We start from the raw sequence: 26,189 nt of genomic DNA on the forward strand, positions 1-26,189 counted from the left end.
TACGAACATCCTTTCGACTGTCTGAATAGTATTATACTATAAAATACGCAAAAGATCAAGATCTTTTTCTCGAAAAATGATATAATTTCAATTAAGGAGTTGTTTGAACTATGAAATATATGACAAAACAAGAAGTACATAACAGAGCTGTTGATGCAATAGGGGAATGTATAGGAGAGCTTGATTTAAATAATAGACTTAAACAAAATGGAAAAGGTGACATTGGAATTGCAATCGAAGAAGGGTGGTTTGATCATCCAGCAGATAATCTTGCCCAGCCTGATTTTCCTGAAGCTGGTGTAGAATTAAAAGTAACTCCGTATAAGAAACTAAAAAATGGGGATTATTCAGCTAAAGAAAGATTGGTATTAAACATGATAGATTATTCTACTGAGGGAGAGAAGCAGTTTGAAGAGTCGTCATTTTGGTTTAAAAATAAAGTAATTGAATTGATGCATTATCAGTATATTGTTGGTGTACCTAAAACTGAAATGACTATTAGTTCAGCACATATGATGTCCTTAGTAGAACTACCCGAAATAAAAAAGAATCGAGACACATTGATTGAAATACCAAGTGAAGATTTTGATATCATTAAAAATGATTGGGAGAAGATAAACAGTTTTATATCACTTGGTAAAGCAGATGAATTATCAGAATCATTGACAAATTATTTGGGAGCATGTAAAAAAGGGAGCAAGGCTACAAAATTAAAAAAATATAAATTTAGTGAAGTAGGTGCTTTTCCTAGAGCCTATTCATTTAAACAAAGTTACATGACTTCGATACTTCGTGAACATATCATGAATGAGAAAAAGGTGAAGTTATATGAATCGATAATTAAAGAAAAAGATATACTTAAAAATATTAGTTTTGAAGAGTACGTAATTTCAAAAATTGATAAGTATGCTGGTAAAACTCAAAAACAGCTTTTTGATTATTTCAATATTGAAGTGCAAATGAATAACAAAGGAAAGTATCCTAAAAATGCTAATAATATGATAATTCGTGCTATTCTAGGATTAACTGATACAAATGGAAATGAAATCTTAGCTGAAGAGTTTGATAAGGCTAATATTAGAGTCAAAACGATTGTTTTGAAAAATAAAATTCCTGAAGAAAACATGAAAGTAGTTCCTATACCAAGTTTTATTGAACTATCTAAAGAAAGTTGGGATAGTTCAAAATTAAGAGAATATTTTGAAACAACACGTTTTCTATTTATAGTCTTTAATACTGATGGGGATGATATTGTTTTGAAAGGTGCTAAATTTTGGAATATGGAATTGGCTGATTTAGACAATACAGTAAGGTTTGGCTGGGAAAATACAATACATGGACTTAAGGAAGGCGTCGTTTTGGAATATAATCCTACAAAAAATGCAAAAGGATATATTATAAAAAATAATCTCTTAAAACAAAGTGATGATGTTATTATACACCTTCGTCCAGATTCAAAAATATCTTCTTACATTGAAGGAGACTTGACTAATGCAAGGGAATTACCTTCTGATTCGTTTTGGATAAATCGACCAAGTGAGAAAAAAGATGAGTTAAGTGATAAGTGGATGCAAAAGCAAGCTTTTTGGTTAAATAAACAGTATATTGCAAAACAAGTTAAAGAACTATCATAAATATTGGTTATTTATAGAGGAATGTACTTTAGATATACATTCCTCTAAATTTTTTAAAACCTCTTTTTCCCAAAAGTGAATGACGGTCCAATTATCCTTTATTAGCAATTCGTTGTTACGTGTATCTCTAGCAATATTTTCTTCAATTTTCTCAATCCAATATTCTTTATTTTTTTTAAGTTTTTGTTTCCTATTTTCCCAGTCAAAACCATGCCAAAATTCTCCATCAACAAATATAGCAATTTTATATTTAGTTATAGCTATGTCTGGTGAACCGGGTAGCTTTTTATAATTTTTTCGATATCTTATTCCTGAATTCCAAAGACTTTTTGCTAAAATAGTTTCAGCTTTACCACCTTTTAGTTTAACGTTACTCATTCTTTTTGATATAGCAGGAGATGTCTTAAGTTTTTGATGCTTCATTCTGATTCCTCCCAATCGTTCAAATAGTAAGTTAATTATATCACTATAACTACAAAAGTTGTGAGATATAGGAACAATTCAAAAAGCTTACTGGATATTATCATTTTTCTGTAAAATACTATCAACCTTCTCAGCCCTAACCAGCTCCATCACCAATTCATCCCCCAACTCAATCAACCGATTATAATCCTCATAAAAAGCATGAAACATCTGCGCTCGAGCATAATACTCCTTCACAATCCGTTTCTTATTGATTGGCCCAGACCGAAACTGAAAAAAATGAGCCAAAATCGCCAAAGGCTCCTGCCAAGAAGCCATCTTCTCCATAAAATCCCGTAACTCAATAATATCCTGATACGTAACTGCCTTTAAATTCTGTTGTTGTTTTTCCATTCTCCCAATCTCCTTTAAATTAAGCAGAGAAAAACTGGTAAATCTCATATTCTATCCCAACTTTTCCCGCTAGTTTTCCGCTGAATTTTGTGCTTCAGCGATTCTTGTTCTATATGCGCATTGACAAGGCAAACCTATAAACAAGCGCTACAAATGACTTCAAAAGCCTCGTGGTATTCATAACGCTTTCTCTCAGAGTAAAACAAAAAAACGATACCGAACCTGTCAATACCGTTATCAATCAGCTAAACCAAATCCACAGGTCACTTCTAAACAACCAGTAATCCCAAGAAATTCCCAAAACCAACTAGAATTTCAAAAGAAAATTAGGTACAATAAAGAAGCTAGTGCTTCGGTGCTAGCAAATTGGCAACTTGTGTAGACAGGGTCTAGATGTCTGTACAAGGCTTCATCGTATGGTTGCCGCTAAACGGTGAAGTGCCTTTTTGTTTTATCCAGTTTTTCATCGATTCTTAAAATACTCCTCCCTTCAAAATAGTCGTAGGACAGAAAAAAACGGCATTGAGCAGATGCCCAATACCGTCGACAATAGACTAATCCCATATACACAACAACCAATCATCACCGAAAAAAGCAAAGATTCCCTAGAAATCCCAACCTATTTTAGGTACAATAAAGAAGCTATTACATGTTGCTAGCACTATTGGCAACTTGTTTGGACTATGTCTAGCATGTCGTAACAAGGCTTCGATCGTAAGGTTGCCGCCGAACGATTGAAGTGCCAATTTTTATTTATCTTTTTAAATCCACTGACCTCAAATGATCAACGATCCTAATTTCTATCCTACACCATTTATTATACCGAAAGACAACACCCACCGCAACGAAATTCAGTATTTCCACCCATTAAATAACACTAAAAACAGCTCCCTTATATATAAGGAAAAATAACAAAACTTTTTTTATTAACACATTCAACGTCAACAAATTCATTCTTTTTCTGTCTATCTAAAAATGATACGATAAAAGAGGTACAAATAAAGCAAAAAAAGGAGAAAAAATGGAGTTGGGACGGTTATATTCCGATGCATATCGGAGAGGAATCTTGTTGGGGCTATTTTTTTTAGTACCAGCAATCGTAGTGTATGGATTTATTATTTTTGGCGATACAGATCAATTAGGAATTCAGATTGGTTTAGTGATCGGAACTGTTTTTACAATATTAGCGATTTTTCAATTTGTCTTTAGAAAAGACGGCTTGTATTTGTATGAAAATGGCTTGGAGCTGGTTCATTTTAATCGTAAGAAAGTGTTGATGTACGAAGAGATTCGCTATTTCACGATTACGAGCAATTGGAATTTATCAGGGATTGGCTCAAGTTTTATCTCATTCAGAAAATCCCCCCATATTGTGATTCGCTTAAAGAATGAAAAAATGATCAAAGTCTTTTTTGAAGCCAATCAATTTGCGGCAAGCGAATTGGCGAATAAAGTAACATATGTAAAATCATAGAAAATTAAGAGAAAAATCTGTCGAGAAGTAGCGACAGGTTTTTAGTTTAGTTTAGTAAGAAAATAAGATTTAAGTATATTGATATGCCTTAAAACCGGAAGTGCAAAAATCAAAAGAAGTGAAAATAGAAGATAAAGCTGGTTACCTACATCAACTATTTTCTCGTCAAATTGAGACGATTTCAGTAAAGAAAGATCCTGTTATCTTAAGCTTAAAGTTCAAAAAAATAATAATAATAAATGGCAAATTGATTCAAATCAATTTAGCTTGCTAAATATATATTTAGGTTTTTATGCTGGTGAAAGTAATATACTAGCATTAAAAGGAATGATGGATGGTTTAGAGTTTAAATAATTAAATTGAAATGAAGTTGATAGAGTATTTTCAAAAACAGGTTTATTACTTTAATTAAGTAATAAACCTGTTTTTTTGTATGTTATAAAAAAATGATTTTAAGAATTAAATTTGCAATTTTTTTACAACAGAAAGAAATAATTGATAACTATAAGGCGTTTAAATGTGTCAAAATGAATGTTGAGGGGTTGGATATATAGGTGTAAAAAACAGGGCAAAGGGGTTTGTAAAATGTCAGGAATCAAAAGCAGTCTAACTGTGGCAGGAGGCGTTTCAGCGCAGTTCAGTCAAGCGGCCAGCGGTTTTGCATCTGTGAATGAAGCAACGACTAAAGCAGAACGAACCACCGTGAGTGGAAATAGTAATGCGAAGAATAGCTTAACCAGTCTGCACAGTTGCGGGCAACGCATATCAAATGCAATCGCACGTGATGGCAATGCTATTCATTCAGTGGCACAAGAATTTAGCCAAATTGATCAAAAAATTAAGAAAAGTTTTGATTTACCCATGTTTTCTCCAAATCTTGGAGGTGACAGGCGGTAATGAGTGAAGCAAAAGAATTAAAAATCAATCAACAATTACGACAAGTAAGCATTGATCAAGAGGAAAAACGTCGTGAAATTCGAGAATTAGAAGAGTTGGAAGCGGATTATTTTTCGATTCACCAACAAGAACAACGCTATTATCAAGATCTGATCGGTAATAATCAAGGATCTCGGCTTGTCGGTCATTTTATAAAGTTAGATGAAGAGGCGAACCGTCTACACCAATACGAGCGCCAACGATTAGAAGATATGGCCGAACATTTGGTCAACGAAGAAGTACAGCTTAGAGACAAAGAAGATAAATTATACGCTGAGAGGATGCAGTTGTTTTCTGAAGAGCAGGAAACGGAGGACAATCGCTATGGCTATTGATTTTTATGTTGGCGAAGTGAAGTCACAAAGCGCCGCTGCTAAGCAAATGGCTAACGAGTATAGCCAATTTTGCGGCACACTGACAGATAGCGTTAATGCGTTTATGAGTGCACCACTCTCCAGTAAAACCTACGATTCAGCGAAACTTTATTTCTCAGCAGTCTACCCATCGTTAGCAAGTGGGTTTATACTAGCATGTGAGGCCTTAGTCGAAGCTCACAGTAAATTTCCAGAGGAGTTTCAATCAGCGGTAGATACTTGTGATGTGATCGAGGAGCAATTAAAAGCTGAAATCACTCAAGGACAAGCGCTACTCCAAAATATAGCACGTACAATGGATAAGGAAAAAGAGCCTAACCAACGCACGGAACAACGCTATATGGGCGTGCAAAGTTCAATTCAAAAGAATGAAGAGAAGTTGCAGAAACTGTATGAATTTAACGCAAGTTCACCGAACTTATTTGCTGATTTTGAAGCACAGCTGGCTAATTTGGAAGCCGGCTTGGCAGAGGTAGAAAAAGGGGCGGCATGGGATCCGACATCAGGGACGTTTGATTTAAGTAGGGTCAATTTGTTTTGGACGAAACTGATTGGGAATAACTGGGATAAACGTCAGAAGAAGATTGATGCGGTTAGACAAGCAGAGATGCAAAAAGAAATTGGGAAATTGGATGGTTATGAAATAGTTTGTATTGATTATGGTAAAACTAAATCATGGTATATTAAGAAAAATGGAAAGTGGATTTATCCAGGAGAGGAATCTGAATTATACGGAATACTGGATCAGTGCAAAGACTTTTTGAAGAGAGATCAATATAAAGTAACACAACTAAAAATTGTGCGTAATGTTGCTCCGTTGGCGATTCCTGGCGCACCAATCTTAGAAAATCTAATTAAAGCTGCGAAGGTAACGGTAGGTGGAGCCGCTGCTATTGTCGTGGGAAAAGGGATTATAGACCAGATAAAAAATGCACCATCTTGGCAAGGAACAAAAAAAATTGAAATTGAAATACCTAAAAATGTAGAAAGAAAGATAAAAAAATTATCACCAGAGCAGAAAAAGGCTTTGGATAAAGCATTAGATAAGTTGAAAAATGGTGATAGTACGGGATTACATGATCATGGACTAAAAGGAGACCGAAAAGGAGAACGTGCCATTGATATTAGAGGGAAAGGAACTGGTGTAAATCGTGGCGGAGGTAGAGTAATATATGAAAAGGATAAAAATGGTAATATAAAACTTAAAGATGTCATTACTGGACATAAATACTGAGAAAAGAGGAAGTAAACATAATATGAGAATGAAACATGTATTGTTAGAAATGTATTTTGAAGATAATTTGAATCTAGAAGAAGTACTAGATGACAGTAATTCGTTTGAAGATTTAGTGAGTAGTGGAATTAGTTTTACTTATGCAGACTATGAACTTGCGTATGCAGGGAAAAATGGCATTGTACAGACTTTAGAAGACTTTGCTGGGTTTGGCGGGGAGATGGATATTGAACCAGAAACGGAAAATTATGAAGCTGTTAGAGAAGAATTAATTAAAAAATGGCAATCAGTTTGTCAAAGGAAAATCGAAGAAGCAGTCGATGAATATTTAGAAATAAAAAAACAGTTTCTTCAAGAAAAAGGAATAAAAGACGAGATAGAATAAACGCTCTATAACAGTACTCTTCTTAATAAAAAATCAAGACCAGCAGCCATCGTCACGGTTGCTGGTCTTTTAACCATTTCTTAAACTGTTTCAAAACCAAAGAACTGTCCAGTTGATTATCTTGCATCCACGATTTTGATTCGTTACATATTTTCGTTCATTTTTTAGGAATTTAATTTCAATTGAAAATATTGTATTTTAATGTATTTTAATCTTTTTGGATGTTTAAGTGTGCTTTTTTCGGTATGTTCGTTTGTTTATTGAAATTTTATTTCGTTTTTTTAGATAAAAATGTTGAAAAAAAGATTCGTTAACTGTATGATGGGGTTGTCGATAGAAGAAATAGCTAATTATCGATTCGCATTATTCACTTCACTAACGATAAAAACGAAAAAATGGGCTAGCAGGAGGGATGATCGTTTTTAATTGATGTAGATAGATTCGTAGGCATTGTTTAGTTTGGTGGGTCAAATAAGTAGGTTCAGGCAATTATGTCGATTTTTTTCAAATTTTTTTGATTGTTTTTGTAAGGGCTTTTATATCAGTTCAATGTAAAATAGGAGATGAGAATAGTGAAGAAGTTTACTGAGTTTATCGAAGAACATTTAGCAGGTCCCATGGCAAAATTAGCGAATCAGCGTCATTTACGTGCGATCAGAGATGGGATCATTGCCACATTACCGTTGATCATCATTGGATCATTTTTCTTAATTATTGCCTTTCCACCGTTACCGGCGGATTGGGGAATCACGCAGTTTTTAACATCAAATGCGGCAACTATTTTATTACCTTATCGCATGACGATGTACATCATGACCTTGTATGCAACATTTGGGATTGGGGCAAGTTTATCCAAAACATATAACTTGGATGTCATTTCAGGTGGAATTTTAGCAACGATCGCTTTTCTATTGACGTTTGTTCCAGTCAATATTCCAGCAGAAGCGTTAGATGCGGCTGGAACAGCTGGGTTTGTATTGCCAATGGCTAATTTGGGTGGCGGCGGAATGTTTGTTGGAATCATCACATCGATTTTGGCCGTTGAAATTTATCGTTTAACGGATAAATCAAAATTCAAAATCACGATGCCAGAACAAGTACCACCTGCTGTAGCGAGATCGTTTGAAACGTTAACACCAACGTTGATTGTTATTTTAGGGATTTCTACGTTAACTTACTTTATTGGTTTCGATTGGCATTCAACGATTTCTAAAATTGTAAGCCCTTTAGTAAGCGCTGCAGATAGTTTGCCAAGTGTCTTATTCTTGATCTTTATGATTACCTTCTTTTGGTCATTCGGGATTCATGGTGTATCGATCGTTGGGTCGTTAGCAAGACCGTTGTGGTTGCAATTATTGGATGGAAACACTGCGGCAATGGCAGCTGGTAAAGAACTACCAAATATTGCGGCAGAGCCTTTTTATCAATGGTTTGTCTGGATCGGTGGATCAGGTTGTACAATTGGACTAGCGTTATTATTAGCATTTAAAACAAAATCTCAATTTGCTTCAAAACTAGGGAAAGCGACGTTAGCACCAGCTATTTTCAATATCAATGAACCGTTGATTTTTGGAACACCGATCGTATTGAATCCGATTTTGATCATTCCGTTTATTTTAACACCAATGGTGACTGCAACGATTGCTTGGTTTGTCACTCAGTTTGGTTTGGTCAATCGTGTGATCTTTACGGCACCTTGGACATTACCTGGACCAATTGGCGCTTATTTAGCAACGGGGGGCGATTGGCGTGCAGCAGTTTTAAGTGTTGTCCTGATCATTATTTCCGTCGTGATCTATTATCCATTTGTGATGATATATGATAACAATGAATTGGAAAAAGAACATGCTGTCAGCAACTAAAGACGGCTAATCAGATAAAAATGAGCGAAACGAAAATCCTTGTTACTACATTTTCGTTTCGTCATTTCTTTTGAGACGAGGAGACGAATAGAATGACGAAATTAGTATTTATGGCCACAAGTGTTTTATTCATCGTGGTTGGGTTGATTATGACCCACTATTTAAAAAAGAAGGATTTATTACCTAATCGTTGGTTGATCGGTTGTTCGGTCTTTTTGATTGCGTTGATTCCAACGCTTTTATTTCCAACTATGCCGGAAATGATCAAACAAGCGATTTTTTGCATCAGCGGTTTATTAGCTGTTGTCTTTTTTGAAAGTAGTCGATTATTAGCTGAACAAACTAAAAAGGGGTCGAGTCAATGAGAAAATTAGGGATTTCAGTTTACCCAAATCATAACAGTGTAGCAGAAATCAAAGACTATCTGGATTTAGCGGCGAAATATAATTTTAAGCGTGTCTTTACTTGTTTATTATCGGTAGAAGCAGGCAAAGACCAGATTGTCAAAGAGTTTACAGAAACGATTGCTCATGGAAAATCATTAGGAATGGAAGTTATTGCAGATGTGAGTCCTAAAGTATTTGGAGCATTAGGCATCAGTTATGATGATTTATTATTTTTTAAAGAAATCGGAGCGGACGGAATTCGCTTAGACATGGGATTTACAGGAAATGAAGAATCGATCATGACGTTTAATCAGCAAGAGTTAGCAATTGAATTAAACATTAGTTCAGGTACTCGATATTTGGAAAATATTCTAAGCTATCAAGCAAATTCAGATAAATTATTGGGCTGCCATAATTTTTATCCCCATCGTTACACAGGATTGAATTATGACCATTTTATCGCAACATCAGAAGTCTATAAAGAACATGGGATTCGGACGGCCGCATTTATTAATTCTCCCACGGCAACGATTGGGCCGTGGCCAGTAGAAGAAGGCTTATGTACCTTAGAAATGCACCGAACTTGGCCAATCACCACTCAAGCAAAACATTTATGGGCGACAAATGTGATCGATGATGTGATCATTGCCAATGCCTTTGCCTCTGAAGCAGAGTTAAAAGCATTGAGTGAAATCGACCCATATCGTTTAACGCTTGATTGTGTGATCGATCCAAAAACTCCAGCACTAGAAAGAAAAATTATTTTAGAAGAGTTTCACTTTAATCGTGGGGATGTCTCTGATTATGTGATCCGTTCAACGCAAAGTCGTGTAAAATACAAAGGACATGAGTTCATCCCTTTTAATACAGTCAACATGGATACTGGCGATATTATTATTGAAACCTCGCTATGTGCTCATTACGCAGGAGAACTGCAAGTTGCATTATTACCGATGGAAAACGCTGGGAAATCCAATGTGGTAGGCCAAGTTACCGCAGCTGATCAGATCTTATTATCGTACCTTAGACCATGGCAAAAATTTGCCTTCCATGAAGTCTAAATTGGATTAAATAATAGAATAGAGGAGAAACAGATGGTTTATGCAATAGGTTTAATGTCAGGAACATCATTAGATGGCATCGATGCCGCATTAGTAGAAATTTCTGGTAAAAATGAAACGACCGCCGTTAAACTGATCGACTTTTTAACGGTACCCTTTAGTGAGGGAACTTTGCAGCGAATTCGTGAAGCACTATCACTTGAAAGTTCGGACGTAGAAAAAATTTGTTCCTTGAATATTGAATTAGGGGAGTGCTTTGCCCAAGCAACCTTAGCTGTTTGTACGCAAGCTGGGATTGCTTCGACGGAACTTGCTTTTATCGGCAGTCATGGTCAGACTATTTTTCATATTCCTTTTGCTCGAGATACTCTTTACGCCTCGACATTTCAAATTGGAGATCCGGCAGTGATTTGTGAGCGAACGAAAACAACGGTGGTTTCGAATTTTAGAGAACGGGATATGGCAGTTGGCGGTCAAGGAGCACCAATTGTTCCATATTCAGAATACGTGTTATATCAAAAGCCAAATACAACTAGATTGTTGCAAAATATTGGTGGGATCGGCAATGTAACAGTAATTCCAAAATCAGGAAACATAAACGATATGATCGCATTTGACACTGGACCAGGCAATGTCATCATGAATGAACTATGCTTGTACTTTTTCAATCAAGCGTATGATGAAAATGGAACTTATGCTAGTCAAGGCAAAGTTAGCCAAGCGTTGTTAGAAGAATTATTAGCGCATCCTTACATTCAAAAACCTTATCCAAAAACAACTGGACGAGAAGATTTTGGCAAACAATTTACGACAGCCCTACTTGAAAAATGGTCACTTGTCCCAAAAGATTTTATTGCAACAGCGACAATGTATACTGCTAAAACCATTGCCAAAGCTGTTCAACCGTTTATTCAAGATGAAACGGAATTGATTGTTGGCGGCGGGGGGAGTTACAATCAAACCTTGATTGCAATGATCAAAGCAGAGCTTCCAGAAGTCAAGGTGATGATCCAAGAGGAAATGGGTTATTCTTCAGAAGCCAAAGAGGCGATTGCGATGGCTGTTTTAGCCAATCAAACCTTACAGCATTGTCCCGGCAATGTTCCAAGTGCTACCGGTGCGGAAAAAGCTGTCCCATTAGGGAGTATCACCTACTATTAAATAATTGATTAATAATAGAAATTAAAAAAAAGAGCGGTGCAAAATAATTAGGATTTTGCACCGCTCTTTTTATATTTCTATTTAAAATAAACACAGACACACTCAGGTGCGTAAACATCTTTTTGGATCATTTCCAAAAGACCTGTTGTTTCATCACGACGATAAAGGGTTAAATTATCCGTATTTTGATTCGCTACAACGGCAAATTTTCCTGTAGGATCTAAATCAAAATCTCTAGGGATCTCACCTTCTGTTGAAATCAATTGAATACGGTCAACTTTACTACCGTCTTCCGTTGTTGCAAAAACAGCAATCGAATCATGTCCGCGGTTTGATGCGTAAACAAAACGTCCATCTGCTGAAATACGAATCGCTGCACCACCGTTGAATTCGTTGAACCCAACAGGTAAAGTGGATACTTTTTGAACTTGTTCAAAAGAACCATCAGCCGCATTATAAGCTAAAACCGTCACAGTACTATCTAACTCACCAAACAGATAAGCGAATTGATTATTTGGGTGGAAGACTAAATGACGAGGACCAGTTCCAGGTTCTGCTACATATTGGGCAACCTCAGATAATTTGCCAGCTTCACTGACGTCATATGTGTACACGCGATCAGTCCCAAGGTCACAGACTACTAAACGACGATCGGGTGTTAAGTCTGTATAATGTACATGTGCATTGTCTTGATTTTCATGCGGTCCAGTTGGTTCATCATGGACGATCTTATCCGTATGTTCTAATTGTCCATCGGCTAAAATACGATAAACATGAACGATTCCTTGGTGATAATTGGCACCAAAAACCAGTTGTTTTTCTTCATCAAGCGCTACATAACATGGAGGAGCGCCGGCTTCAGTGACTTTATTTAATAAATCAAATTGTCCATTATTGTGTTTATAAGCAGCCATACCACCTTCACCATCAACCGAAGTAACATTGAATAAGTCACCTGTTTGATTTAACGCTAAGTAGGTTGGGCTCGTTTCTTCTACTAATAAAGTTGCGTCAGAAAGTGTTCCATTTTCTGTATCTAACGTAATCTGATAAATCCCTTTACTTTCTCGACGTGTATACGTCCCTAATAAAATTTGTTCCAGCATGAAATTCCCTCCATTTTTTACTGAATACTACTAAGAATCAGCAATTGATTTAACTCTTTTAGTATACCATAAGAATTCCTTTATTTAGCAAATCTTTCCAAATCCAATGTTCGCATTTTCACTTGATTTATGCTATTATATTTTAAGACTGTAACGACAGTCATTTTTAATTTTAGAGGGGTGACACGCATGTACGATAATACAAATAGCAACAATGGTGCAGTTCGCTGTTCATTTTGTGGTAAGACACAAGAAGAAGTGAAAAAAATCGTTGCTGGACCTGGTGTCTATATTTGTAATGAATGTATCGACTTATGTAAAGAGATTATTGATGAAGAATTTTACGACGAAGCCGTACGTGAATTAACGGATGTCCCAAAACCTCAAGAAATATTGGATGTCTTAAACGAATATGTAATTGGACAAGATCAGGCAAAACGCTCATTAGCAGTGGCTGTCTATAATCACTATAAACGTGTAAATCAATCAGAAAATTCAAGCTCTGAAGATGTAGAATTACAAAAGAGCAATATTTGTTTAATTGGACCAACAGGTTCTGGGAAAACATTTTTAGCCCAAACATTGGCTAGAACATTGAATGTACCATTTGCGATTGCGGATGCAACAAGTCTTACAGAAGCAGGCTATGTCGGGGAAGACGTAGAAAATATTCTATTGAAACTGTTACAATCAGCAGATTTCAATGTAGAGCGTGCTGAAAAAGGCATTATCTATATTGATGAGATCGACAAAATTGCCCGTAAGAGTGAAAATGTTTCAATCACAAGAGATGTTTCAGGTGAAGGCGTGCAACAAGCCTTGCTTAAAATTTTGGAAGGAACAGTTGCTAGCGTGCCACCACAAGGCGGACGTAAGCATCCCCACCAAGAATTTATCCAAATCGATACAACAAATGTCTTGTTTATTGTTGGAGGAGCCTTTGACGGGATTGAAAACATGGTAAAAAATCGCTTAGGCGAAAAAACAATCGGTTTCGGTACAAAAAACAGCAAGTTGAATGAAGACGAGAGCGTAATGCAACAAATCATTCCAGAAGATTTGTTGAAATTCGGCTTGATTCCTGAATTTATCGGGCGCTTACCTGTTACAGCTGCATTAGAGAAGTTGACGACAGATGATTTAGTTCGTATCTTGACTGAACCTAAAAATGCACTAGTCAAACAATATCAAAAATTATTATCTTTAGATGACACAGAACTAGAATTTGATGAGGATGCTCTTCGTGCGATTGCCAATAAAGCAATCGAGCGTAATACAGGTGCTCGCGGTTTACGTTCAATCATTGAAGAAATCATGATGGATGTGATGTTTGATGTGCCATCAGATGATACGATCGAAAAAGTGATCATCACCGAAATGGCGGTTGAAGGTACAGGGAAACCAGCGATTGTGTATAATAAAAAAGATAAAAAAGCTGGCTAAATGTTAAAAGACAAAAAAGTAGAGATGCGTCTCTACTTTTTTACTGATTTTTATACAACAACGTTATTTAGCTTTGCGAGTTCGTTCAGCTTTGTAACTTATCTAGCTGCACAAGCCAGCTCTTCGGGAAAAAGATAAAATAGGAATAAGGTAAAAAGCACCTTATTCCTATTTTTCTGTCAGAGCTAAACGGCTTGTTCCGCTTTTAAACGAAGGAGGTTCAATTATGAATGTTCATAACGCAGAAATTATTATTAGTGCGGTTTCACCTAAACAGTATCCGGAAACAGAGCTTCCAGAAATTGCTTTAGCAGGTCGCTCAAATGTCGGAAAATCATCCTTTATCAATACGTTGATCAACCGTAAAAATTTAGCCAGAACTTCTGGGAAACCAGGGAAGACGCAAACGTTGAATTTTTACCTAATTGAAGACGCCTTGCATTTTGTTGATGTTCCTGGCTATGGCTATGCCAAAGTGTCGAAGACAGAACGGGCTAAATGGGGCGAGATGATCGAAACCTATATGACAACTAGAGAGCAATTAAAGGCTGTTGTTTCGTTAGTCGATTTGCGTCATGCACCAACGCAAGAAGATATTCAAATGTATGAGTTTTTAAAATACTATGATATCCCAGTAATCGTGGTTGCAACGAAGAAAGATAAAATTCCTCGTGGTAAATGGAATAAACATGAGAGTGTGATCAAGAAAGCCTTGAATTTCGATAAATCTGATGATTTTATTCTGTTCTCTTCGCAAACCAAAGAAGGAAAAGAAGAAGCCTGGCAAGCGATTGAAAAATATTTATAATAAAAAAGTAGCTTTGACGACTCACTTATGAGAGCAGTCAAAGCTACTTTTTTATTGTTCTTTTTTCTTTTCTTCTTTTTGTTCAGCTTTCGCTGCTTGTTTTTCTAGTTCTTCTTTCGGCATTTCGACTTTTTTAGGATCTACTGCAAAAGAGTCAAACAATTTATCTAAGTCATCTGTACGTTCAAATTTTAAGCCCATGCTGGTTTGCTCCATTTCATTTTAGATTGAATAGAAGCTTATGACCTTGTTCAGCCTTCACTTCTTTTCTCTAGTTTAGCATCCTTTCAGAAATTTGAATAGTTTTCTTTTTCAAATCGTAAGAATTTATATAAAAATAGTTTTACTTTCAATTTGTAAGTTTGCATTCAATTACAAAACAAGGTATAGTTTTTTCGAATAGAGAAAAGAGGGACGAAATGGCAGGAAATATTTTTGTTGGAATGGTGCGCGGCTATCAGCGTTTTATTTCACCTGGGCTTCCAGCTAGTTGCCGCTATCACCCAACATGTTCACAATATATGATCGATGCCATCCAAACACATGGTAGTATCAAAGGTGTGACAATGGGGACAGCGAGATTTTTAAGATGTCATCCGCTGACCAAAGGCGGAATCGATTATGTACCGTTGAAATTTAGTTTAAAAAGAAATCCGGATCAAGAATATCATGGTCCCTATAACTATAGAAGAAACAAACACAATAAATAGATGAAGGCGGGCAGAAAACATGGCGATTTTGGCATTTGATTTTGGTGGTTCAGCAGTAAAATATGGGGTTTGGAACGGACAAGAAATGACCGACAAAGGGAAATTCACTACTCCTAAAACATGGGAAGAAATGAAAGCGTCCTTATTAGCTGTATTTGTTGGAATGGCGCAAGATTTTGAAGGGGTAGCATTAAGTGCACCAGGTGTGGTTGATGTTGAAAAACAATTGATCAATGGTATTTCAGCAATTCCGTATATCCACGGCTTTAACATTTTTAAAGAACTGGAAGAACTATTTAACCTGCCTGTTGCAATCGAAAACGACGCAAATTGTGCTGGGATGGCTGAAATTTATGAAGGAGCGGCAAAAGGGAAAAAAGAAGTTGCTTTTGTTGTTGTTGGTACTGGAATCGGTGGGGCAATTTTTCATAATGGGCAAATCGCTAAAGGCGCCCATCTTTATGGCGGCGAATTTGGTTTGATGTACCTAAATGAAGGAGAAGCCTTTAGTAAGTTAGGAACTGCGGTGCAAATGGCGTGGCGTTATTGCGAACGAAAAGGCGTAGAGAAAGAAACCTTTACTGGAGAAGATGTTTTTCGTTTAGCAGAAAATGGGGATGAATTGGCCAAAGAAGAAGTCAATCTCTTTTATGAGTATTTAACCCAAGGCCTGTTTAGCATTCAATTTTCACTTGATCCAGAGATGATTGTTTTGGGTGGCGGTGTTTCTGCTAAAGAAGGATTGTTAGATGAAGTCAATCGTCGAATGAAAGAAAAACTAGCGCATTTTGAATTAAATGACTTTATCCCAAAAATCGTTACCTGCAAATATGAAAATGATGCCAATCTGATTGGAGCGGCCGCTAATTTTATCACGAGCCAAAAGAATAACGAATAATCGAATCGAAAACGTCGAATTGCTGAGTGCAAGGAGACGTTTTTTTTTACGAAAAAGAGAGAGTAAAATCTTGGATTATAAGTAACGGACAAATCTTAATAATTTGAATTATAGAAATTTTCTGAAAATTCATTGACATTTCTTTCGTTATTGATTATATTTGTATACATACTTCTTTAATAATTATATATGCAAAGAAAATTATCTGGCTTTACGAATTCATTCAGCTTTAAAATCATCTAGCTTTTTGTGTTAGCTCTTCGGGAAAAAGATAAAAACTGATTGTGGCAAAAAGCACCACATTCTGTTTTTCCTATTTTCCAGTCAGAGCTGACCAACACAACAAGCTTTAAAATCATCTAGCTTTTTGTGCTAGCTCTTTGGGAAAAAGATAAGAACTGATTGTGGTAAAAGACACCACATTCTGTTTTTCCTATTTTCCAGTCAGAGCTAATCAACACAATCAGCTTTAAAATCAAGGGGGAAATAAAATGAAAAAATTTAGTTTTTTATTTGCTAGTCTCTTTTTACTAGCAGCATGTGGTCCAGCAGCTGGCGGAGGCGCAAGCGGCGGTGGAAATAAGGTTGAAGGCGATACGATCAAAATTGGGATGAACATGGAGCTTTCTGGAGATGTTTCAGCGTATGGGAACGCTGAAAAAGAAGGAATCACTTTAGCTGTTGAGGAAATCAACGAAGCAGGTGGCGTGTTAGGAAAAAAATTAGAGTTGATCGAAAAAGACAATAAATCAGAAAATGGCGAAGCAACCTCAGTCGCAGCCAATTTAACGGCAAAAGATAAAGTTGTTGCAGTCGTGGGGCCAGCAACATCTGGTGCAACAAAAGCAACGATTCCAAATATGACGAAAGCGGCAGTTCCAGTTATCACACCTTCCGGGACGGATGACAGCATCACTGTTGTAAACGACAAAGTGCAAGAATATATTTTCAGAGCTTGTTTCCAAGATACCTTTCAAGGGGTCATCTTAGCAAATTTTGCGCAAGACAATTTGAAAGCGAAAAACGTTGTGATCATTGGCGATAACTCAAGTGATTACGCTATTGGCTTAACAAAATCATTCAAAGATACATTTAAAGGCAAGATCGCTAAAGAAGAAACCTTTACAGCAGGAGACAAAGATTTCCAAGCCATCTTAACAAAAATCAAAGACCTTGATTACGATGCAATCTACATCCCAGGCTACTATGCAGAAGCTGGCTTGATCATCAAACAAGCACGTGAAATGGGCATCGACAAACCGATTCTTGGAGCTGATGGATTTGGTGATGAAAAATTAGTTGAAATCGCTGGTGCGAAAAATGTATCTGAAGTTTATTACACAGGTCATTTCTCAGAAAAAGCACCTGCAACAGACAAAGTAACACCATTTGTAGAAGCATTCAAGAAAAAATATGACAAACAACCATCTGCATTCAACGCTTTAGGCTATGATTCAGTTTACATGTTGAAACAAGCAATGGAAGATAAAGATTCAGCAGATTCAAAAGACATTACAGCAGGTTTAGCTTCATTAAAAGACTTTGTTGGTGTAACAGGGAAAATGACGATGGATAAAGATCACAATCCTGAAAAATCTGCTGTTGTACTAGGCTTGACAGAAGGAAAAGAAACATCTGCGGATGCTGTAAATCCTTAACAACATTATCGTGACGAAACTAAAAGAGGGTGAGACAAGGTTCCGCGTTTTGTCCATCCTCTTTTTTCATTTATTAAATAGCAATTATTCTAAAACATTGGAAGTGATAAACATGGAAGTAGTTATCCAACAACTAGTCAATGGACTTTTTCTAGGTAGTATTTATGCGCTATTGGCGTTAGGGTATACAATGGTATACGGGATCATCAAATTGATCAACTTTGCCCATGGAGAAATCTATATGTTAGGTGGTTTTATGGGGTATTTCTTTATTAATAAATTAAGTTTAGGGTTCTTCCCAGCCTTAATTTTATCGATGGCAGGAGCTGCGGTAATCGGTGTTGTAATCGAATTTTTAGCGTATAGACCGCTAAGAAAATCAACACGAATTGCAGCTTTGATTACAGCGATTGGGGTTTCATTTTTACTACAAAACGGGATGATTTACTGGTTAGGACCTGAGAAAAAATCATTTCCGCAAGCAATTGAATTTAAAAATTATCAACTAGGTTTTATTCAAATTTCAAATATTCAAGTTCTTATTTTAATCATATCCATAGTCCTGATGATTGCGTTGCAATTGATTGTGAAAAAGACCAAGATGGGTAAAGCAATGCGAGCTGTTTCGGTTGATGCAGATGCTGCGCAATTGATGGGGATCAATGTTAATCGGACTATTTCATTTACGTTTGCTTTAGGTTCAGCATTAGCTGCAGCAGCAGGTATGCTGATAGGCTTGTATTATAACTCTATCGATCCTATGATGGGTGTTGTTCCAGGACTTAAATCTTTCGTTGCCGCAGTTTTAGGTGGAATCGGGATCATACCTGGTGCAGCTTTGGGCGGCTTTGTGATCGGTTTGTTGGAAACGATCACGATAGCACTTGGTTTTTCAGATTATAAAGATGCAGTCGTATACGCATTGTTGATTATTATTTTATTGATTCGTCCTGCTGGTATTCTCGGCAAGAACATCAAAGAGAAAGTGTAGGTGGTAAGTATGAAAAAGAATTTAAAATATAACTTCGTTTGGCTTTTACTTGCCGCATTAGCTTATGCTTTTATCTATGTATTATATGTTACAGGGGTTATTACACCCTTCACTGAATATACCTTGATTACGATCGGAATCAATATTATGTTAGCGTTAGGATTGAATTTGATCATTGGTTTTTCAGGTCAGTTTTCTTTAGGGCATGCTGGGTTTATGGCAATCGGGGCTTATAGTGCAGCGATCATGTCCGTTAAATATCCTACAATGGGTGGTTTTTTTAGTGGGATTTTACTAGGAATCTTTTTATCTGGAATCGTGGCATTATTAGTTGGTATTCCAACATTGAGATTAAAAGGCGATTACTTAGCGATTGCAACTTTAGGAATTTCTGAGATTATTCGAATCATTATTATCAACATGAAAGATATCACGAATGGCCCTGCTGGAATCTTTGGTATTCCCCCAATGGTCAATTGGTCGATGGTCTTTGGATTTGTGGTTATTGTGACCTTAATCATTGTTAATTTTATTCACAGTGGACCAGGACGCGCAACAATGGCAATCAGAGAAGATGAGATTGCTGCTGAATCAATGGGCGTTAATACGACTAAATATAAAGTAGTTGCGTTTATTATTGGTGCGGTTACAGCTAGTGTGGCAGGTGCTATTTATTCAAGTTATGTTCAAACGATTGCACCAAAAGATTTTGGTTTCATGAAGTCAATCGACATTTTGATCATCGTGGTTTTTGGTGGCATCGGTAGCGTGACAGGGACCTTTATTGCAGCCATTGTACTAGGAATTTTGAACATGTTTTTACAGGATGCAGGCGCATTAAGAATGATCATTTACGCATTGGCCTTGATCATTATTATGATTTTCAAGCCAGGTGGTTTACTTGGAACGTGGGAATTTTCGGTAAAAAAAATCTTCAAGAAGAAGGAGGACAAAACAAATGCCTCTATTGAACGTTGAGAACTTAACAAAAAATTTCGGTGGGCTGGCTGCCGTTTCAAATGTCAATCTTTCTTTAGAACCCAACGAATTGATTGGATTGATCGGTCCTAATGGTGCTGGTAAAACAACGCTGTTTAATCTTTTGACCGGCGTTTATGAGCCAAGCGATGGGACCGTGACATTAGATGTTTTAGGGAAAGAGCATGTCTTAAACGGAATGAAACCATATCATATTGCCGACATGGGCTTGAGCAGAACTTTCCAAAATATTCGTTTATTTAAAGATTTGACGGTCATGGATAATGTATTGATTGCAATGAATAGTAAAAATAAAGAAGGCATCCTATCGAGTATTTTACGTTTGCCAACTTTTTATAAAAAAGAAGAAGAGATGGAAAAGAAAGTGTTGGAGTTGCTTGCAATTTTTGGCTTAGAAGATAAAGTTCAAACTCTAGCAAAAAATCTTCCTTATGGAGAACAAAGACGTTTAGAAATCGTGCGTGCGTTGGCAACACAGCCAAAAGTGTTATTTTTAGATGAACCAGCAGCTGGGATGAATCCACAAGAAACGGCGGATTTAACTGAACTAATCAGGAAAATCCAAAAAGAATTTCAAATTACGATTGTGTTGATCGAGCATGATATGAGTTTAGTCATGGAAGTTTGTCAAAGAATTTATGTGTTAGAATATGGCAGAATCATTGCTGAAGGGGAACCAGAAACAATCAAAAACGATCCTCGAGTAATCGAAGCCTATCTTGGGGGGGAACTGTAATGTTAACAATTGAAAATTTATCCGTTCATTATGGCGTAATCCAAGCTGTTCGTGATGTTAGTTTTAATGTAGAACAAGGTGAAATCGTGTCGTTGATTGGCGCCAATGGGGCTGGAAAAACGACGATTTTAAGAACGATTTCAGGCTTGAATCGACCCTCAAATGGAACGATCACTTTTGAAGGGCAACAGATCCAAAAAATGCTTCCACAAAAAATTGTTGCTTCAGGATTGTGTCAAGTTCCAGAAGGTCGCCATGTTTTTGCTGGATTATCGGTTCAGGAAAACTTAGAAATGGGTGCCTTTTTGAGAAAAGATGGCGAGCTAAAGCAAGATTATGAGATGATTTTTGAACGATTTCCTATTTTGAGAGAACGAAAGAACCAAGATGCAGCTACTTTATCAGGTGGAGAACAACAAATGTTAGCTATGGGACGGGCGCTGATGTCTAAACCAAAATTATTGCTACTGGACGAACCATCGATGGGATTAGCACCCATTTTTATTCAAGAAATTTTTAATATCATAAAAGAAATCAATAAACAAGGAACAACCGTTTTACTAATTGAACAAAATGCGAAAATGGCACTTTCCATTGCAGATCGAGGCTATGTTTTAGAAACGGGTGAAGTTGTTTTAAGCGGTCCAGGAAAAGAGCTTCTTGAAAGTGAAGAAGTTAAAAAAGCCTATCTAGGAGGATAAAAGCATGAGTGTAAGTGATTTTATGACAAAAAATTTAGTCGTTGCTCAACCAGAAATGAAAATTTTTGATGCGGTAGATTTGATGAAAAAAAATAATATTCATCGTTTACCTGTAGTCAAAAATGAGCGCATAATTGGGTTGATCACAGAAGGCACGATTCAATCTGCAATGCCGTCAAAAGCTACTAGCTTAAGCGTTTATGAAGTAAATTACCTACTTAACAAGACGACAGTAGCAGATATCATGGTAAAAGAGGTTCAAACTATTGAACCAGTCGCTTCTTTAGAAGATGGTATTTTTAAAATGCGTCAAAATAATATTGGGGTATTGCCTGTTGTAGACGGAAACGAGACACTAGTCGGAATTATTACAAATAATGATATTTTCGATGCATTCTTAAAAATCACAGGGTACAATGACGGTGGGACACGTGTTCAACTGCGCATTCCAGAAGATCACAAAGGCATATTAGCGGATATTACAAAGTTGCTAGCCGATAATGATTTTAGCATTTTGACGGTTGTCGTAAATCGTAAAGAGTTAGAAACTGTTATTGAGTTACAAATTGAAAGTCGCGAGACTAATCAAATTGAAAAAATTTTAAAAGAAGCAAATTATGATGTTTTTGAAGCGGTATTTATATCAAAAAAAGTATAAAAAAGTCAATAATAGCAAGAATTTACCAGAAATTTTTTACTGAAAAAGAGTTTGACTATTATATTGGCATGTGATAGTTTTATATAGTGTGGTAAGGAGAATCTCTTTTAATCACACTTAAATAGTAAAAGATTTAACGTTTTACTATTTGTACATTATGTCCTAAAACAATAGGGGTTATTGTTGGTATGATTATTACAGAACATCTGTAATTAATTATAAATATTTAAGATAGGAGGAAAACAAATGAAAAAAGTTATTGGATTTATCGTGACTGTTGTTGCGGTATTAAGCTTTGCTACACCAGCTTCTGCTGATGGAGCTATTTCAACAACAGAACAGTCTATTCTTAATGAATTGAATGCTGGTGTAACAATCGGCGGTAAAAAATTCAATTTTGATGCGGCTGAAACAAACGCAGCTGCAAATCACTTGAAACGTGTTGACTTAACACAAGCTCAAGCTGATGAGGCTGTAAAAAATATTCAAGCAGCACGTGGATTAGTTGAAAGTGTATCTGTTAATACATCAAGTGCTAATTCTCTTGCAAGTGCAATTAAATTATTGCCAGCTAACGTAATTTCTCAAGTACAAAATTACGCAGTTGCTGCTGGAAATGCTGTTGGCGTGAAAATTACTTTTGGTGGCGGAAGCTACTCAGCAGTAACAATCACAGATGCGAATGGCGCACCTGTTTACAAAACTGGAACTCCAGTGAAAAACACAGGTTCTAATTACGCATTAAGCGGTATTACTTTTGGCTCATTGATCGTAGCTGCAGCAGGTGCAGTATTCGTGAGCAGAAAGAACAAACTAGCATAATATGAAACAATTAAAAAGAGTAGGGGCATTTATTTACATGCCTCTTCTCTTTATGTTTTTTGGCTATCTCATTATTTACATAATTGGCGCACCTGTCATTAATTTTGCTACTTCAGCAGTCGAATTGATTTCACTGAATGATGCTCCGAATTTTGAGCAAAAAGGGACGAACCTTTTTGAACAAAGAAATGCAACAAAAGAGCAAACAACATCAGGAAAAGTAACCGATAAATCAGTAAATCAAACCACTGAGCAGACAGCGGACCTCGTTGAACAAGAGTCGAAAGCAGTTGCGAATGGAATCGAAGTGACTAAAACGGGCGATTTAGCTTCTTCAAGTATGATCTATCCAGTAGGTGGAGATCAATTTGGGGAAGTAGTGATCGATAAAGTTGGAATTAATGAGCCATTATATTACGGAGATAGCGAAGAAATCTTGCGTTTAGGGGCAGGACAGTACATCGGCAGTATGATTCCAGGAGATCTTGGAGCAACGTTGATCGGCGGGCATAATCTGCCTTCTTTTGGGAAAATCTATTACTTAGAACCTGGTGATCAAGTCGAGGTCCATACTCATTATGGCGATTATACGTATCAAGTGACAGAAGTAAAGGTTGCGAATTATAAAGACTCAGCAATCAATACGAAGTTAGGCGACCGTTCAAAAAGATCACTGATTCTTTATACTTGTTATCCATTAGATGCGATTGGTTTAACACCAGAACGTGTTTTTGTTTCTGCAGACTATGTATCTGGACCAATCATTGATGAGAAGTCATAAAGGAGGAGAACCCGTCAGATGAAAAAAAGTGGTCATTTAATGAAAACTATCTCTCGCTATTTTATTGCTTTCTTATCTTCTGTATTTTTGTTTGCCTTTTTGATTTTATTGACCTTACGATTGACACTTTTTAGTGAAAGCTATATAGAAAAACAAGCAGTTAAAGCAGACTATTATTCAGAGTTGACTGAAGAAATCAATCGACAAATTGAAAATAGCGCTTTAGGAAGTAACATTCCAGAAGGTGTATTGCATCAATCAATCAGCAAAGAGTTAGTAAAAAAAGATGTAGATGCCTATTTTAACGCAATGTACAATACTGGGACAAAATATTCGATTTCTAATGAAAAAGAGATTCAAACAACTGTTTCAACGGCAATCAGTAATTATATGAATGAGAAGGGCATCCAGACAACACCAGAATCAGAGGCGGCTGTCACGGGACTTTCAGAGAATGCTGTGAAAATTTATAAAGGCTATGTTGAGCTGCCGTTTTTAGTTTCTTACGGACGTAAAGTGATGAATTATAAATCAACATTAGTTATTTTTATGGTTGTTTGTGGTGTTTTATGGGCTTTACTAAGCTTTTCTCTCTATTCTTCGTTAAGAGGGTATGTCCATCGTTTATTTAGATACTGGGCTTATGTTTGGGTTGGTAGTGGCTTGATGATGCTTGTAGTTCCAGCAATTATCCTAATTCAGGGTACTTTAACGAGGCTTGGTATTCAGTCTAAGGCCATGTATGATTTTATCCAAACTTACTTATCAAGCTTTTTATGGCTGTTTATCGTTGTAGGAGCTGTTTCGATTGTAGCAGGTATTGTCTTTGGCTTACTTAGTGAAGTGAAGAGAAAGCAATTATTTAGTGTTTAAACTTAGAACAATTAAAGAGCGGGACAAAACTAAAAACCAGTTTTATCCCGCTCTTTAAATTCGAATAAACGGCGAGAAAAAAATAGCTCTTTCGGAAATAAGCAGAAGCTAAACACTTTTGTCTCGGCCTCTTTCTTTTTTTCGTGTAACGTGATACCATAGAGGCTTGGGAGGGATGAAGATGTCGAAGAAAAATAAAGATATAGAAGTAAAAATAGAAGAAACTGAAAAAAAAATCAATGGTGAGTCAGTCACAGTTAGTACCTTAACGATCGGCAAGAAAGAAATCGGTCAAGTTCTTGCACAAGAAGCAAAAAAATTTGCGGTTGTGATCGATGGACGCAATGAAGCGACTGTGAAAACGCTTGATGAAGCGATCGAATACGTGATTCGCCAATGGAATTTAAACGACTAAAATAAATAACAACTTTTTTTCGAAAAAGGCTTGCATTTTTGTTAAAAGTTTTGTATTATAACTAAGTCAGGTTTTTTACTAAAACCTTTTGGAGGAATAGCGAAGTGGCTAAACGCGACGGACTGTAAATCCGTTCCTTAGGGTTCAGTGGTTCGAATCCACTTTCCTCCATTTTTAACCTTTGGGGTATAGCCAAGCGGTAAGGCAACAGGTTTTGATCCTGTCATGCGTTGGTTCGAATCCAGCTACCCCAGTTTTTTTTATGAGAACAACTCACTAAGAGTTGTTCTTTTTTTTGCTTGAAAAATCAGGGTGACTTCTGTTCTCTTTTTTCAAAATATGTGATAAAGTGGATAAAAAGCATGAGGAGTGAACCCGATGAATATTAAAGACAAAATAACTGAAACGGCAGAAAGAGTCTATGACTTAGCACGTGAAGGTAAATATGATGTAAAGGTCAATCTTTTTTCTAAAAAAGACAGCAAAGATAAAGCGACAGGTATCCAAGTTGTATCTACTCGAGATACGGCGCATACAAAAAAATGGCGTGCTAAAAACCGCTAAATCAATAATAGGCTAAAACAACAGCGATTATCTGTTGTTTTAGCCTATTTTCCTTTAATCTGGGTTATTTATCGATTTCTAGGCCCAGAACGGTCAGGTGACCATTTCCGACCAGTTTAATAACAAGTCTAGCCAGATGGTTTGGCGACATGTCTGTGTCACTTGTGATCCACCAATGTAGGGTGCCAATGAAGATAGAAGTCATGTATTCAATGATAAAATCAATCGGTACTTCAATATCATTCTCCGTAATTTTCAACTTAGAAAAGATATCCGCATATTTTTCATAAATGATATCTGCTAACTTCTTGCGTAACAACTCATTTGAACTTCCATCCATGATCGTCAAAAAGAAATTTTTGTTTTTTTGAATATTGATATAAATATGGGTTAGTAAAAATTCTATCTGTTTTACTTTGATGCGATTACTGACGATGATCTGCTCCGTATCAATAACAGAAGTGAAGGCATTGATTGCAAAATCAAAAATTTGTTCATAAAGGTCTTGTTTGTCTTTGAAGTGAGCATAAAAAGTCGCACGATTGATCATTGCTTCGTCGGCGATGTCTTGAATCGTTATACAGTCATATCCTTTTTCCTCAACTAAGTGAAAGAAAGCTTCAATAATCATTTTGTGTGTTCGTTTTACTCGGAGGTCAGTTTTCTTTGACATAAAAATTTCCTTTCGAAATAATCAACAGAT

At 36.5% G+C, this 26,189-nt stretch carries 30 protein-coding genes and 2 tRNA genes; 27 read left to right on the forward strand and 5 right to left on the reverse strand.

Features of this window, described 5'->3' with window-relative positions; all coding sequences use genetic code 11:
- Window positions 1–110: 110 nt before the first annotated feature.
- Entirely contained in the window at window positions 111–1,634 is a 1,524-nt protein-coding gene (locus tag A5866_RS16490; protein ID WP_086444790.1) for a Sau3AI family type II restriction endonuclease, read from the forward strand.
- Here A5866_RS16490 and A5866_RS16495 read toward each other — a convergent pair.
- Together A5866_RS16495 and A5866_RS16500 are read right to left on the reverse strand one after the other, a co-directional pair.
- Window positions 1,629–2,057: a very short patch repair endonuclease gene (locus tag A5866_RS16495; RefSeq protein WP_086444789.1), complete on the reverse strand. Its 429-nt coding sequence runs from the start codon at window positions 2,055–2,057 to the stop codon at window positions 1,629–1,631. The genes A5866_RS16490 and A5866_RS16495 overlap by 6 nt on opposite strands.
- An 87-nt stretch (window positions 2,058–2,144) precedes the next feature.
- Window positions 2,145–2,450, reverse strand: coding sequence for a hypothetical protein (locus A5866_RS16500; RefSeq protein ID WP_086444788.1), 306 nt, complete (start codon window positions 2,448–2,450; stop codon window positions 2,145–2,147).
- 1,069 nt (window positions 2,451–3,519) lie between these two features.
- On the opposite strand from A5866_RS16500, the gene A5866_RS16505 reads away from it, so the two are divergent.
- The 9 genes from A5866_RS16505 to anmK all read left to right on the forward strand — a co-directional run bounded on the left by A5866_RS16505 (window position 3,520) and on the right by anmK (window position 11,323).
- Window positions 3,520–3,924 carry a hypothetical protein gene (locus A5866_RS16505; protein WP_254907577.1) on the forward strand — a complete coding sequence of 135 codons (405 nt, stop codon included), beginning with the start codon at window positions 3,520–3,522 and terminating at the stop codon, window positions 3,922–3,924.
- Window positions 3,925–4,509: 585 nt separating this feature from the next.
- The gene (locus tag A5866_RS16510; RefSeq protein WP_086444786.1) at window positions 4,510–4,821 is read left to right on the forward strand and encodes a TIGR04197 family type VII secretion effector; all 312 of its coding nucleotides are present in this window, start codon (window positions 4,510–4,512) and stop codon (window positions 4,819–4,821) included.
- Window positions 4,821–5,195, forward strand: a complete 375-nt coding sequence (locus A5866_RS16515) for a DUF3958 family protein (RefSeq protein WP_086444785.1) — start codon at window positions 4,821–4,823, stop codon at window positions 5,193–5,195. Before A5866_RS16510 ends, A5866_RS16515 begins: the two co-directional genes overlap by 1 nt.
- Window positions 5,185–6,468: an LXG domain-containing protein gene (locus A5866_RS16520; protein WP_254907576.1), complete on the forward strand. Its 1,284-nt coding sequence runs from the start codon at window positions 5,185–5,187 to the stop codon at window positions 6,466–6,468. The genes A5866_RS16515 and A5866_RS16520 overlap by 11 nt, the downstream gene beginning before the upstream one ends.
- Window positions 6,469–6,490: 22 nt before the next feature.
- Entirely contained in the window at window positions 6,491–6,853 is a 363-nt protein-coding gene (locus A5866_RS16525; protein ID WP_086444784.1) for a hypothetical protein, read from the forward strand.
- 563 nt (window positions 6,854–7,416) lie between these two features.
- A complete protein-coding gene (locus A5866_RS16530; RefSeq protein WP_422389664.1) occupies window positions 7,417–8,715 on the forward strand; it encodes a PTS sugar transporter subunit IIC in 1,299 nt (432 codons plus the stop codon).
- A 92-nt stretch (window positions 8,716–8,807) separates the two neighbouring features.
- On the forward strand, window positions 8,808–9,080 hold the full coding sequence (locus A5866_RS16535; RefSeq protein ID WP_086280955.1) for a hypothetical protein: 273 nt from the start codon (window positions 8,808–8,810) through the stop codon (window positions 9,078–9,080).
- On the forward strand, window positions 9,077–10,162 hold the full coding sequence (locus A5866_RS16540; RefSeq protein ID WP_086444783.1) for a DUF871 domain-containing protein: 1,086 nt from the start codon (window positions 9,077–9,079) through the stop codon (window positions 10,160–10,162). Before A5866_RS16535 ends, A5866_RS16540 begins: the two co-directional genes overlap by 4 nt.
- 33 nt (window positions 10,163–10,195) lie before the next feature.
- Complete coding sequence (gene anmK / locus A5866_RS16545) at window positions 10,196–11,323, forward strand: anhydro-N-acetylmuramic acid kinase AnmK (protein WP_086444782.1); 1,128 nt, start codon at window positions 10,196–10,198, stop codon at window positions 11,321–11,323.
- A gap of 77 nt (window positions 11,324–11,400) precedes the next feature.
- On the opposite strand, the gene A5866_RS16550 is transcribed toward anmK, so the two are convergent.
- On the reverse strand, window positions 11,401–12,429 hold the full coding sequence (locus tag A5866_RS16550; protein ID WP_339099703.1) for a lactonase family protein: 1,029 nt from the start codon (window positions 12,427–12,429) through the stop codon (window positions 11,401–11,403).
- Window positions 12,430–12,618: 189 nt separating this feature from the next.
- On the opposite strand from A5866_RS16550, the gene clpX reads away from it, so the two are divergent.
- Together clpX and yihA are read left to right on the forward strand one after the other, a co-directional pair.
- Window positions 12,619–13,872: an ATP-dependent Clp protease ATP-binding subunit ClpX gene (gene clpX, locus A5866_RS16555; RefSeq protein ID WP_010760745.1), complete on the forward strand. Its 1,254-nt coding sequence runs from the start codon at window positions 12,619–12,621 to the stop codon at window positions 13,870–13,872.
- A gap of 226 nt (window positions 13,873–14,098) precedes the next feature.
- Window positions 14,099–14,680, forward strand: a complete 582-nt coding sequence (gene yihA / locus A5866_RS16560; protein WP_010760746.1) for a ribosome biogenesis GTP-binding protein YihA/YsxC — start codon at window positions 14,099–14,101, stop codon at window positions 14,678–14,680.
- Window positions 14,681–14,731: 51 nt separating this feature from the next.
- Here the strand turns inward: yihA and A5866_RS16565 are convergent, their stop codons facing one another.
- Window positions 14,732–14,881, reverse strand: a complete 150-nt coding sequence (locus tag A5866_RS16565; RefSeq protein ID WP_010771573.1) for an SPJ_0845 family protein — start codon at window positions 14,879–14,881, stop codon at window positions 14,732–14,734.
- A gap of 218 nt (window positions 14,882–15,099) precedes the next feature.
- Between A5866_RS16565 and yidD the strand changes: the two genes are divergently transcribed.
- The 15 genes from yidD to A5866_RS16640 all read left to right on the forward strand — a co-directional run bounded on the left by yidD (window position 15,100) and on the right by A5866_RS16640 (window position 25,486).
- Window positions 15,100–15,390, forward strand: coding sequence for a membrane protein insertion efficiency factor YidD (gene yidD, locus A5866_RS16570; protein ID WP_086280991.1), 291 nt, complete (start codon window positions 15,100–15,102; stop codon window positions 15,388–15,390).
- A 19-nt stretch (window positions 15,391–15,409) separates the two neighbouring features.
- Window positions 15,410–16,288, forward strand: coding sequence for an ROK family protein (locus tag A5866_RS16575; RefSeq protein ID WP_086280993.1), 879 nt, complete (start codon window positions 15,410–15,412; stop codon window positions 16,286–16,288).
- A gap of 491 nt (window positions 16,289–16,779) precedes the next feature.
- Window positions 16,780–17,946, forward strand: coding sequence for an ABC transporter substrate-binding protein (locus A5866_RS16580; protein ID WP_086280996.1), 1,167 nt, complete (start codon window positions 16,780–16,782; stop codon window positions 17,944–17,946).
- A gap of 112 nt (window positions 17,947–18,058) precedes the next feature.
- A complete protein-coding gene (locus A5866_RS16585; protein WP_086444780.1) occupies window positions 18,059–18,937 on the forward strand; it encodes a branched-chain amino acid ABC transporter permease in 879 nt (292 codons plus the stop codon).
- A 9-nt stretch (window positions 18,938–18,946) separates the two neighbouring features.
- Window positions 18,947–19,915, forward strand: coding sequence for a branched-chain amino acid ABC transporter permease (locus A5866_RS16590; RefSeq protein ID WP_086281001.1), 969 nt, complete (start codon window positions 18,947–18,949; stop codon window positions 19,913–19,915).
- Entirely contained in the window at window positions 19,896–20,672 is a 777-nt protein-coding gene (locus A5866_RS16595) for an ABC transporter ATP-binding protein (RefSeq protein ID WP_086444779.1), read from the forward strand. The genes A5866_RS16590 and A5866_RS16595 overlap by 20 nt, the downstream gene beginning before the upstream one ends.
- Entirely contained in the window at window positions 20,672–21,373 is a 702-nt protein-coding gene (locus A5866_RS16600; RefSeq protein ID WP_086281007.1) for an ABC transporter ATP-binding protein, read from the forward strand. Before A5866_RS16595 ends, A5866_RS16600 begins: the two co-directional genes overlap by 1 nt.
- Window positions 21,374–21,377: 4 nt before the next feature.
- Window positions 21,378–22,031 carry a CBS domain-containing protein gene (locus A5866_RS16605; RefSeq protein ID WP_086444778.1) on the forward strand — a complete coding sequence of 218 codons (654 nt, stop codon included), beginning with the start codon at window positions 21,378–21,380 and terminating at the stop codon, window positions 22,029–22,031.
- Window positions 22,032–22,277: 246 nt separating this feature from the next.
- Window positions 22,278–22,853, forward strand: coding sequence for a hypothetical protein (locus A5866_RS16610; protein ID WP_086444777.1), 576 nt, complete (start codon window positions 22,278–22,280; stop codon window positions 22,851–22,853).
- Between the two features lie 37 nt (window positions 22,854–22,890).
- Window positions 22,891–23,634, forward strand: a complete 744-nt coding sequence (locus A5866_RS16615) for a class D sortase (protein ID WP_254907575.1) — start codon at window positions 22,891–22,893, stop codon at window positions 23,632–23,634.
- An 18-nt stretch (window positions 23,635–23,652) separates the two neighbouring features.
- Entirely contained in the window at window positions 23,653–24,507 is an 855-nt protein-coding gene (locus A5866_RS16620) for a hypothetical protein (RefSeq protein ID WP_086444775.1), read from the forward strand.
- 181 nt (window positions 24,508–24,688) lie between these two features.
- Window positions 24,689–24,922 (forward strand): DUF2969 domain-containing protein, encoded by a 234-nt coding sequence (locus A5866_RS16625; RefSeq protein WP_086444774.1) that lies wholly within the window; start codon window positions 24,689–24,691, stop codon window positions 24,920–24,922.
- 90 nt (window positions 24,923–25,012) lie between these two features.
- Window positions 25,013–25,093 (forward strand) — tRNA-Tyr (locus A5866_RS16630).
- Window positions 25,094–25,104: 11 nt separating this feature from the next.
- Window positions 25,105–25,176: transfer RNA gene (locus A5866_RS16635), tRNA-Gln, on the forward strand.
- Window positions 25,177–25,300: 124 nt separating this feature from the next.
- On the forward strand, window positions 25,301–25,486 hold the full coding sequence (locus tag A5866_RS16640; RefSeq protein WP_086281026.1) for a hypothetical protein: 186 nt from the start codon (window positions 25,301–25,303) through the stop codon (window positions 25,484–25,486).
- A 64-nt stretch (window positions 25,487–25,550) separates the two neighbouring features.
- Here A5866_RS16640 and A5866_RS16645 read toward each other — a convergent pair whose 3' ends face one another.
- Complete coding sequence (locus tag A5866_RS16645) at window positions 25,551–26,159, reverse strand: TetR/AcrR family transcriptional regulator (protein WP_086281028.1); 609 nt, start codon at window positions 26,157–26,159, stop codon at window positions 25,551–25,553.
- Window positions 26,160–26,189 lie beyond the last annotated feature (30 nt).

The sequence above is a fragment of the Enterococcus sp. 12C11_DIV0727 genome (genome assembly GCF_002148425.2).
Lineage (GTDB): Bacteria > Bacillota > Bacilli > Lactobacillales > Enterococcaceae > Enterococcus_L > Enterococcus_L lemimoniae.

Bases quoted from the DNA above. Each gene is read 5' to 3' on its own strand.
- A5866_RS16530 (WP_422389664.1), top strand. From the start codon at position 7,417: ATGAGAATAGTGAAGAAGTTTACTGAGTTTATCGAAGAACATTTAGCA.
- A5866_RS16565 (WP_010771573.1), bottom strand. From the start codon at position 14,881: ATGGGCTTAAAATTTGAACGTACAGATGACTTAGATAAATTGTTTGAC.
- A5866_RS16590 (WP_086281001.1), top strand. From the start codon at position 18,947: ATGAAAAAGAATTTAAAATATAACTTCGTTTGGCTTTTACTTGCCGCA.
- A5866_RS16620 (WP_086444775.1), top strand. From the start codon at position 23,653: ATGAAAAAAAGTGGTCATTTAATGAAAACTATCTCTCGCTATTTTATT.
- A5866_RS16515 (WP_086444785.1), top strand. From the start codon at position 4,821: ATGAGTGAAGCAAAAGAATTAAAAATCAATCAACAATTACGACAAGTA.
- A5866_RS16535 (WP_086280955.1), top strand. From the start codon at position 8,808: ATGACGAAATTAGTATTTATGGCCACAAGTGTTTTATTCATCGTGGTT.
- clpX (WP_010760745.1), top strand. From the start codon at position 12,619: ATGTACGATAATACAAATAGCAACAATGGTGCAGTTCGCTGTTCATTT.
- A5866_RS16510 (WP_086444786.1), top strand. From the start codon at position 4,510: ATGTCAGGAATCAAAAGCAGTCTAACTGTGGCAGGAGGCGTTTCAGCG.
- A5866_RS16495 (WP_086444789.1), bottom strand. From the start codon at position 2,057: ATGAAGCATCAAAAACTTAAGACATCTCCTGCTATATCAAAAAGAATG.
- A5866_RS16550 (WP_339099703.1), bottom strand. From the start codon at position 12,429: ATGCTGGAACAAATTTTATTAGGGACGTATACACGTCGAGAAAGTAAA.
- A5866_RS16580 (WP_086280996.1), top strand. From the start codon at position 16,780: ATGAAAAAATTTAGTTTTTTATTTGCTAGTCTCTTTTTACTAGCAGCA.
- A5866_RS16520 (WP_254907576.1), top strand. From the start codon at position 5,185: ATGGCTATTGATTTTTATGTTGGCGAAGTGAAGTCACAAAGCGCCGCT.
- yidD (WP_086280991.1), top strand. From the start codon at position 15,100: ATGGCAGGAAATATTTTTGTTGGAATGGTGCGCGGCTATCAGCGTTTT.
- A5866_RS16585 (WP_086444780.1), top strand. From the start codon at position 18,059: ATGGAAGTAGTTATCCAACAACTAGTCAATGGACTTTTTCTAGGTAGT.
- A5866_RS16490 (WP_086444790.1), top strand. From the start codon at position 111: ATGAAATATATGACAAAACAAGAAGTACATAACAGAGCTGTTGATGCA.
- A5866_RS16605 (WP_086444778.1), top strand. From the start codon at position 21,378: ATGAGTGTAAGTGATTTTATGACAAAAAATTTAGTCGTTGCTCAACCA.
- A5866_RS16600 (WP_086281007.1), top strand. From the start codon at position 20,672: ATGTTAACAATTGAAAATTTATCCGTTCATTATGGCGTAATCCAAGCT.
- yihA (WP_010760746.1), top strand. From the start codon at position 14,099: ATGAATGTTCATAACGCAGAAATTATTATTAGTGCGGTTTCACCTAAA.
- A5866_RS16595 (WP_086444779.1), top strand. From the start codon at position 19,896: ATGCCTCTATTGAACGTTGAGAACTTAACAAAAAATTTCGGTGGGCTG.
- A5866_RS16640 (WP_086281026.1), top strand. From the start codon at position 25,301: ATGAATATTAAAGACAAAATAACTGAAACGGCAGAAAGAGTCTATGAC.
- A5866_RS16525 (WP_086444784.1), top strand. From the start codon at position 6,491: ATGAGAATGAAACATGTATTGTTAGAAATGTATTTTGAAGATAATTTG.
- A5866_RS16625 (WP_086444774.1), top strand. From the start codon at position 24,689: ATGTCGAAGAAAAATAAAGATATAGAAGTAAAAATAGAAGAAACTGAA.
- A5866_RS16615 (WP_254907575.1), top strand. From the start codon at position 22,891: ATGCCTCTTCTCTTTATGTTTTTTGGCTATCTCATTATTTACATAATT.
- A5866_RS16575 (WP_086280993.1), top strand. From the start codon at position 15,410: ATGGCGATTTTGGCATTTGATTTTGGTGGTTCAGCAGTAAAATATGGG.
- A5866_RS16610 (WP_086444777.1), top strand. From the start codon at position 22,278: ATGAAAAAAGTTATTGGATTTATCGTGACTGTTGTTGCGGTATTAAGC.
- A5866_RS16645 (WP_086281028.1), bottom strand. From the start codon at position 26,159: ATGTCAAAGAAAACTGACCTCCGAGTAAAACGAACACACAAAATGATT.
- A5866_RS16540 (WP_086444783.1), top strand. From the start codon at position 9,077: ATGAGAAAATTAGGGATTTCAGTTTACCCAAATCATAACAGTGTAGCA.
- A5866_RS16500 (WP_086444788.1), bottom strand. From the start codon at position 2,450: ATGGAAAAACAACAACAGAATTTAAAGGCAGTTACGTATCAGGATATT.
- anmK (WP_086444782.1), top strand. From the start codon at position 10,196: ATGGTTTATGCAATAGGTTTAATGTCAGGAACATCATTAGATGGCATC.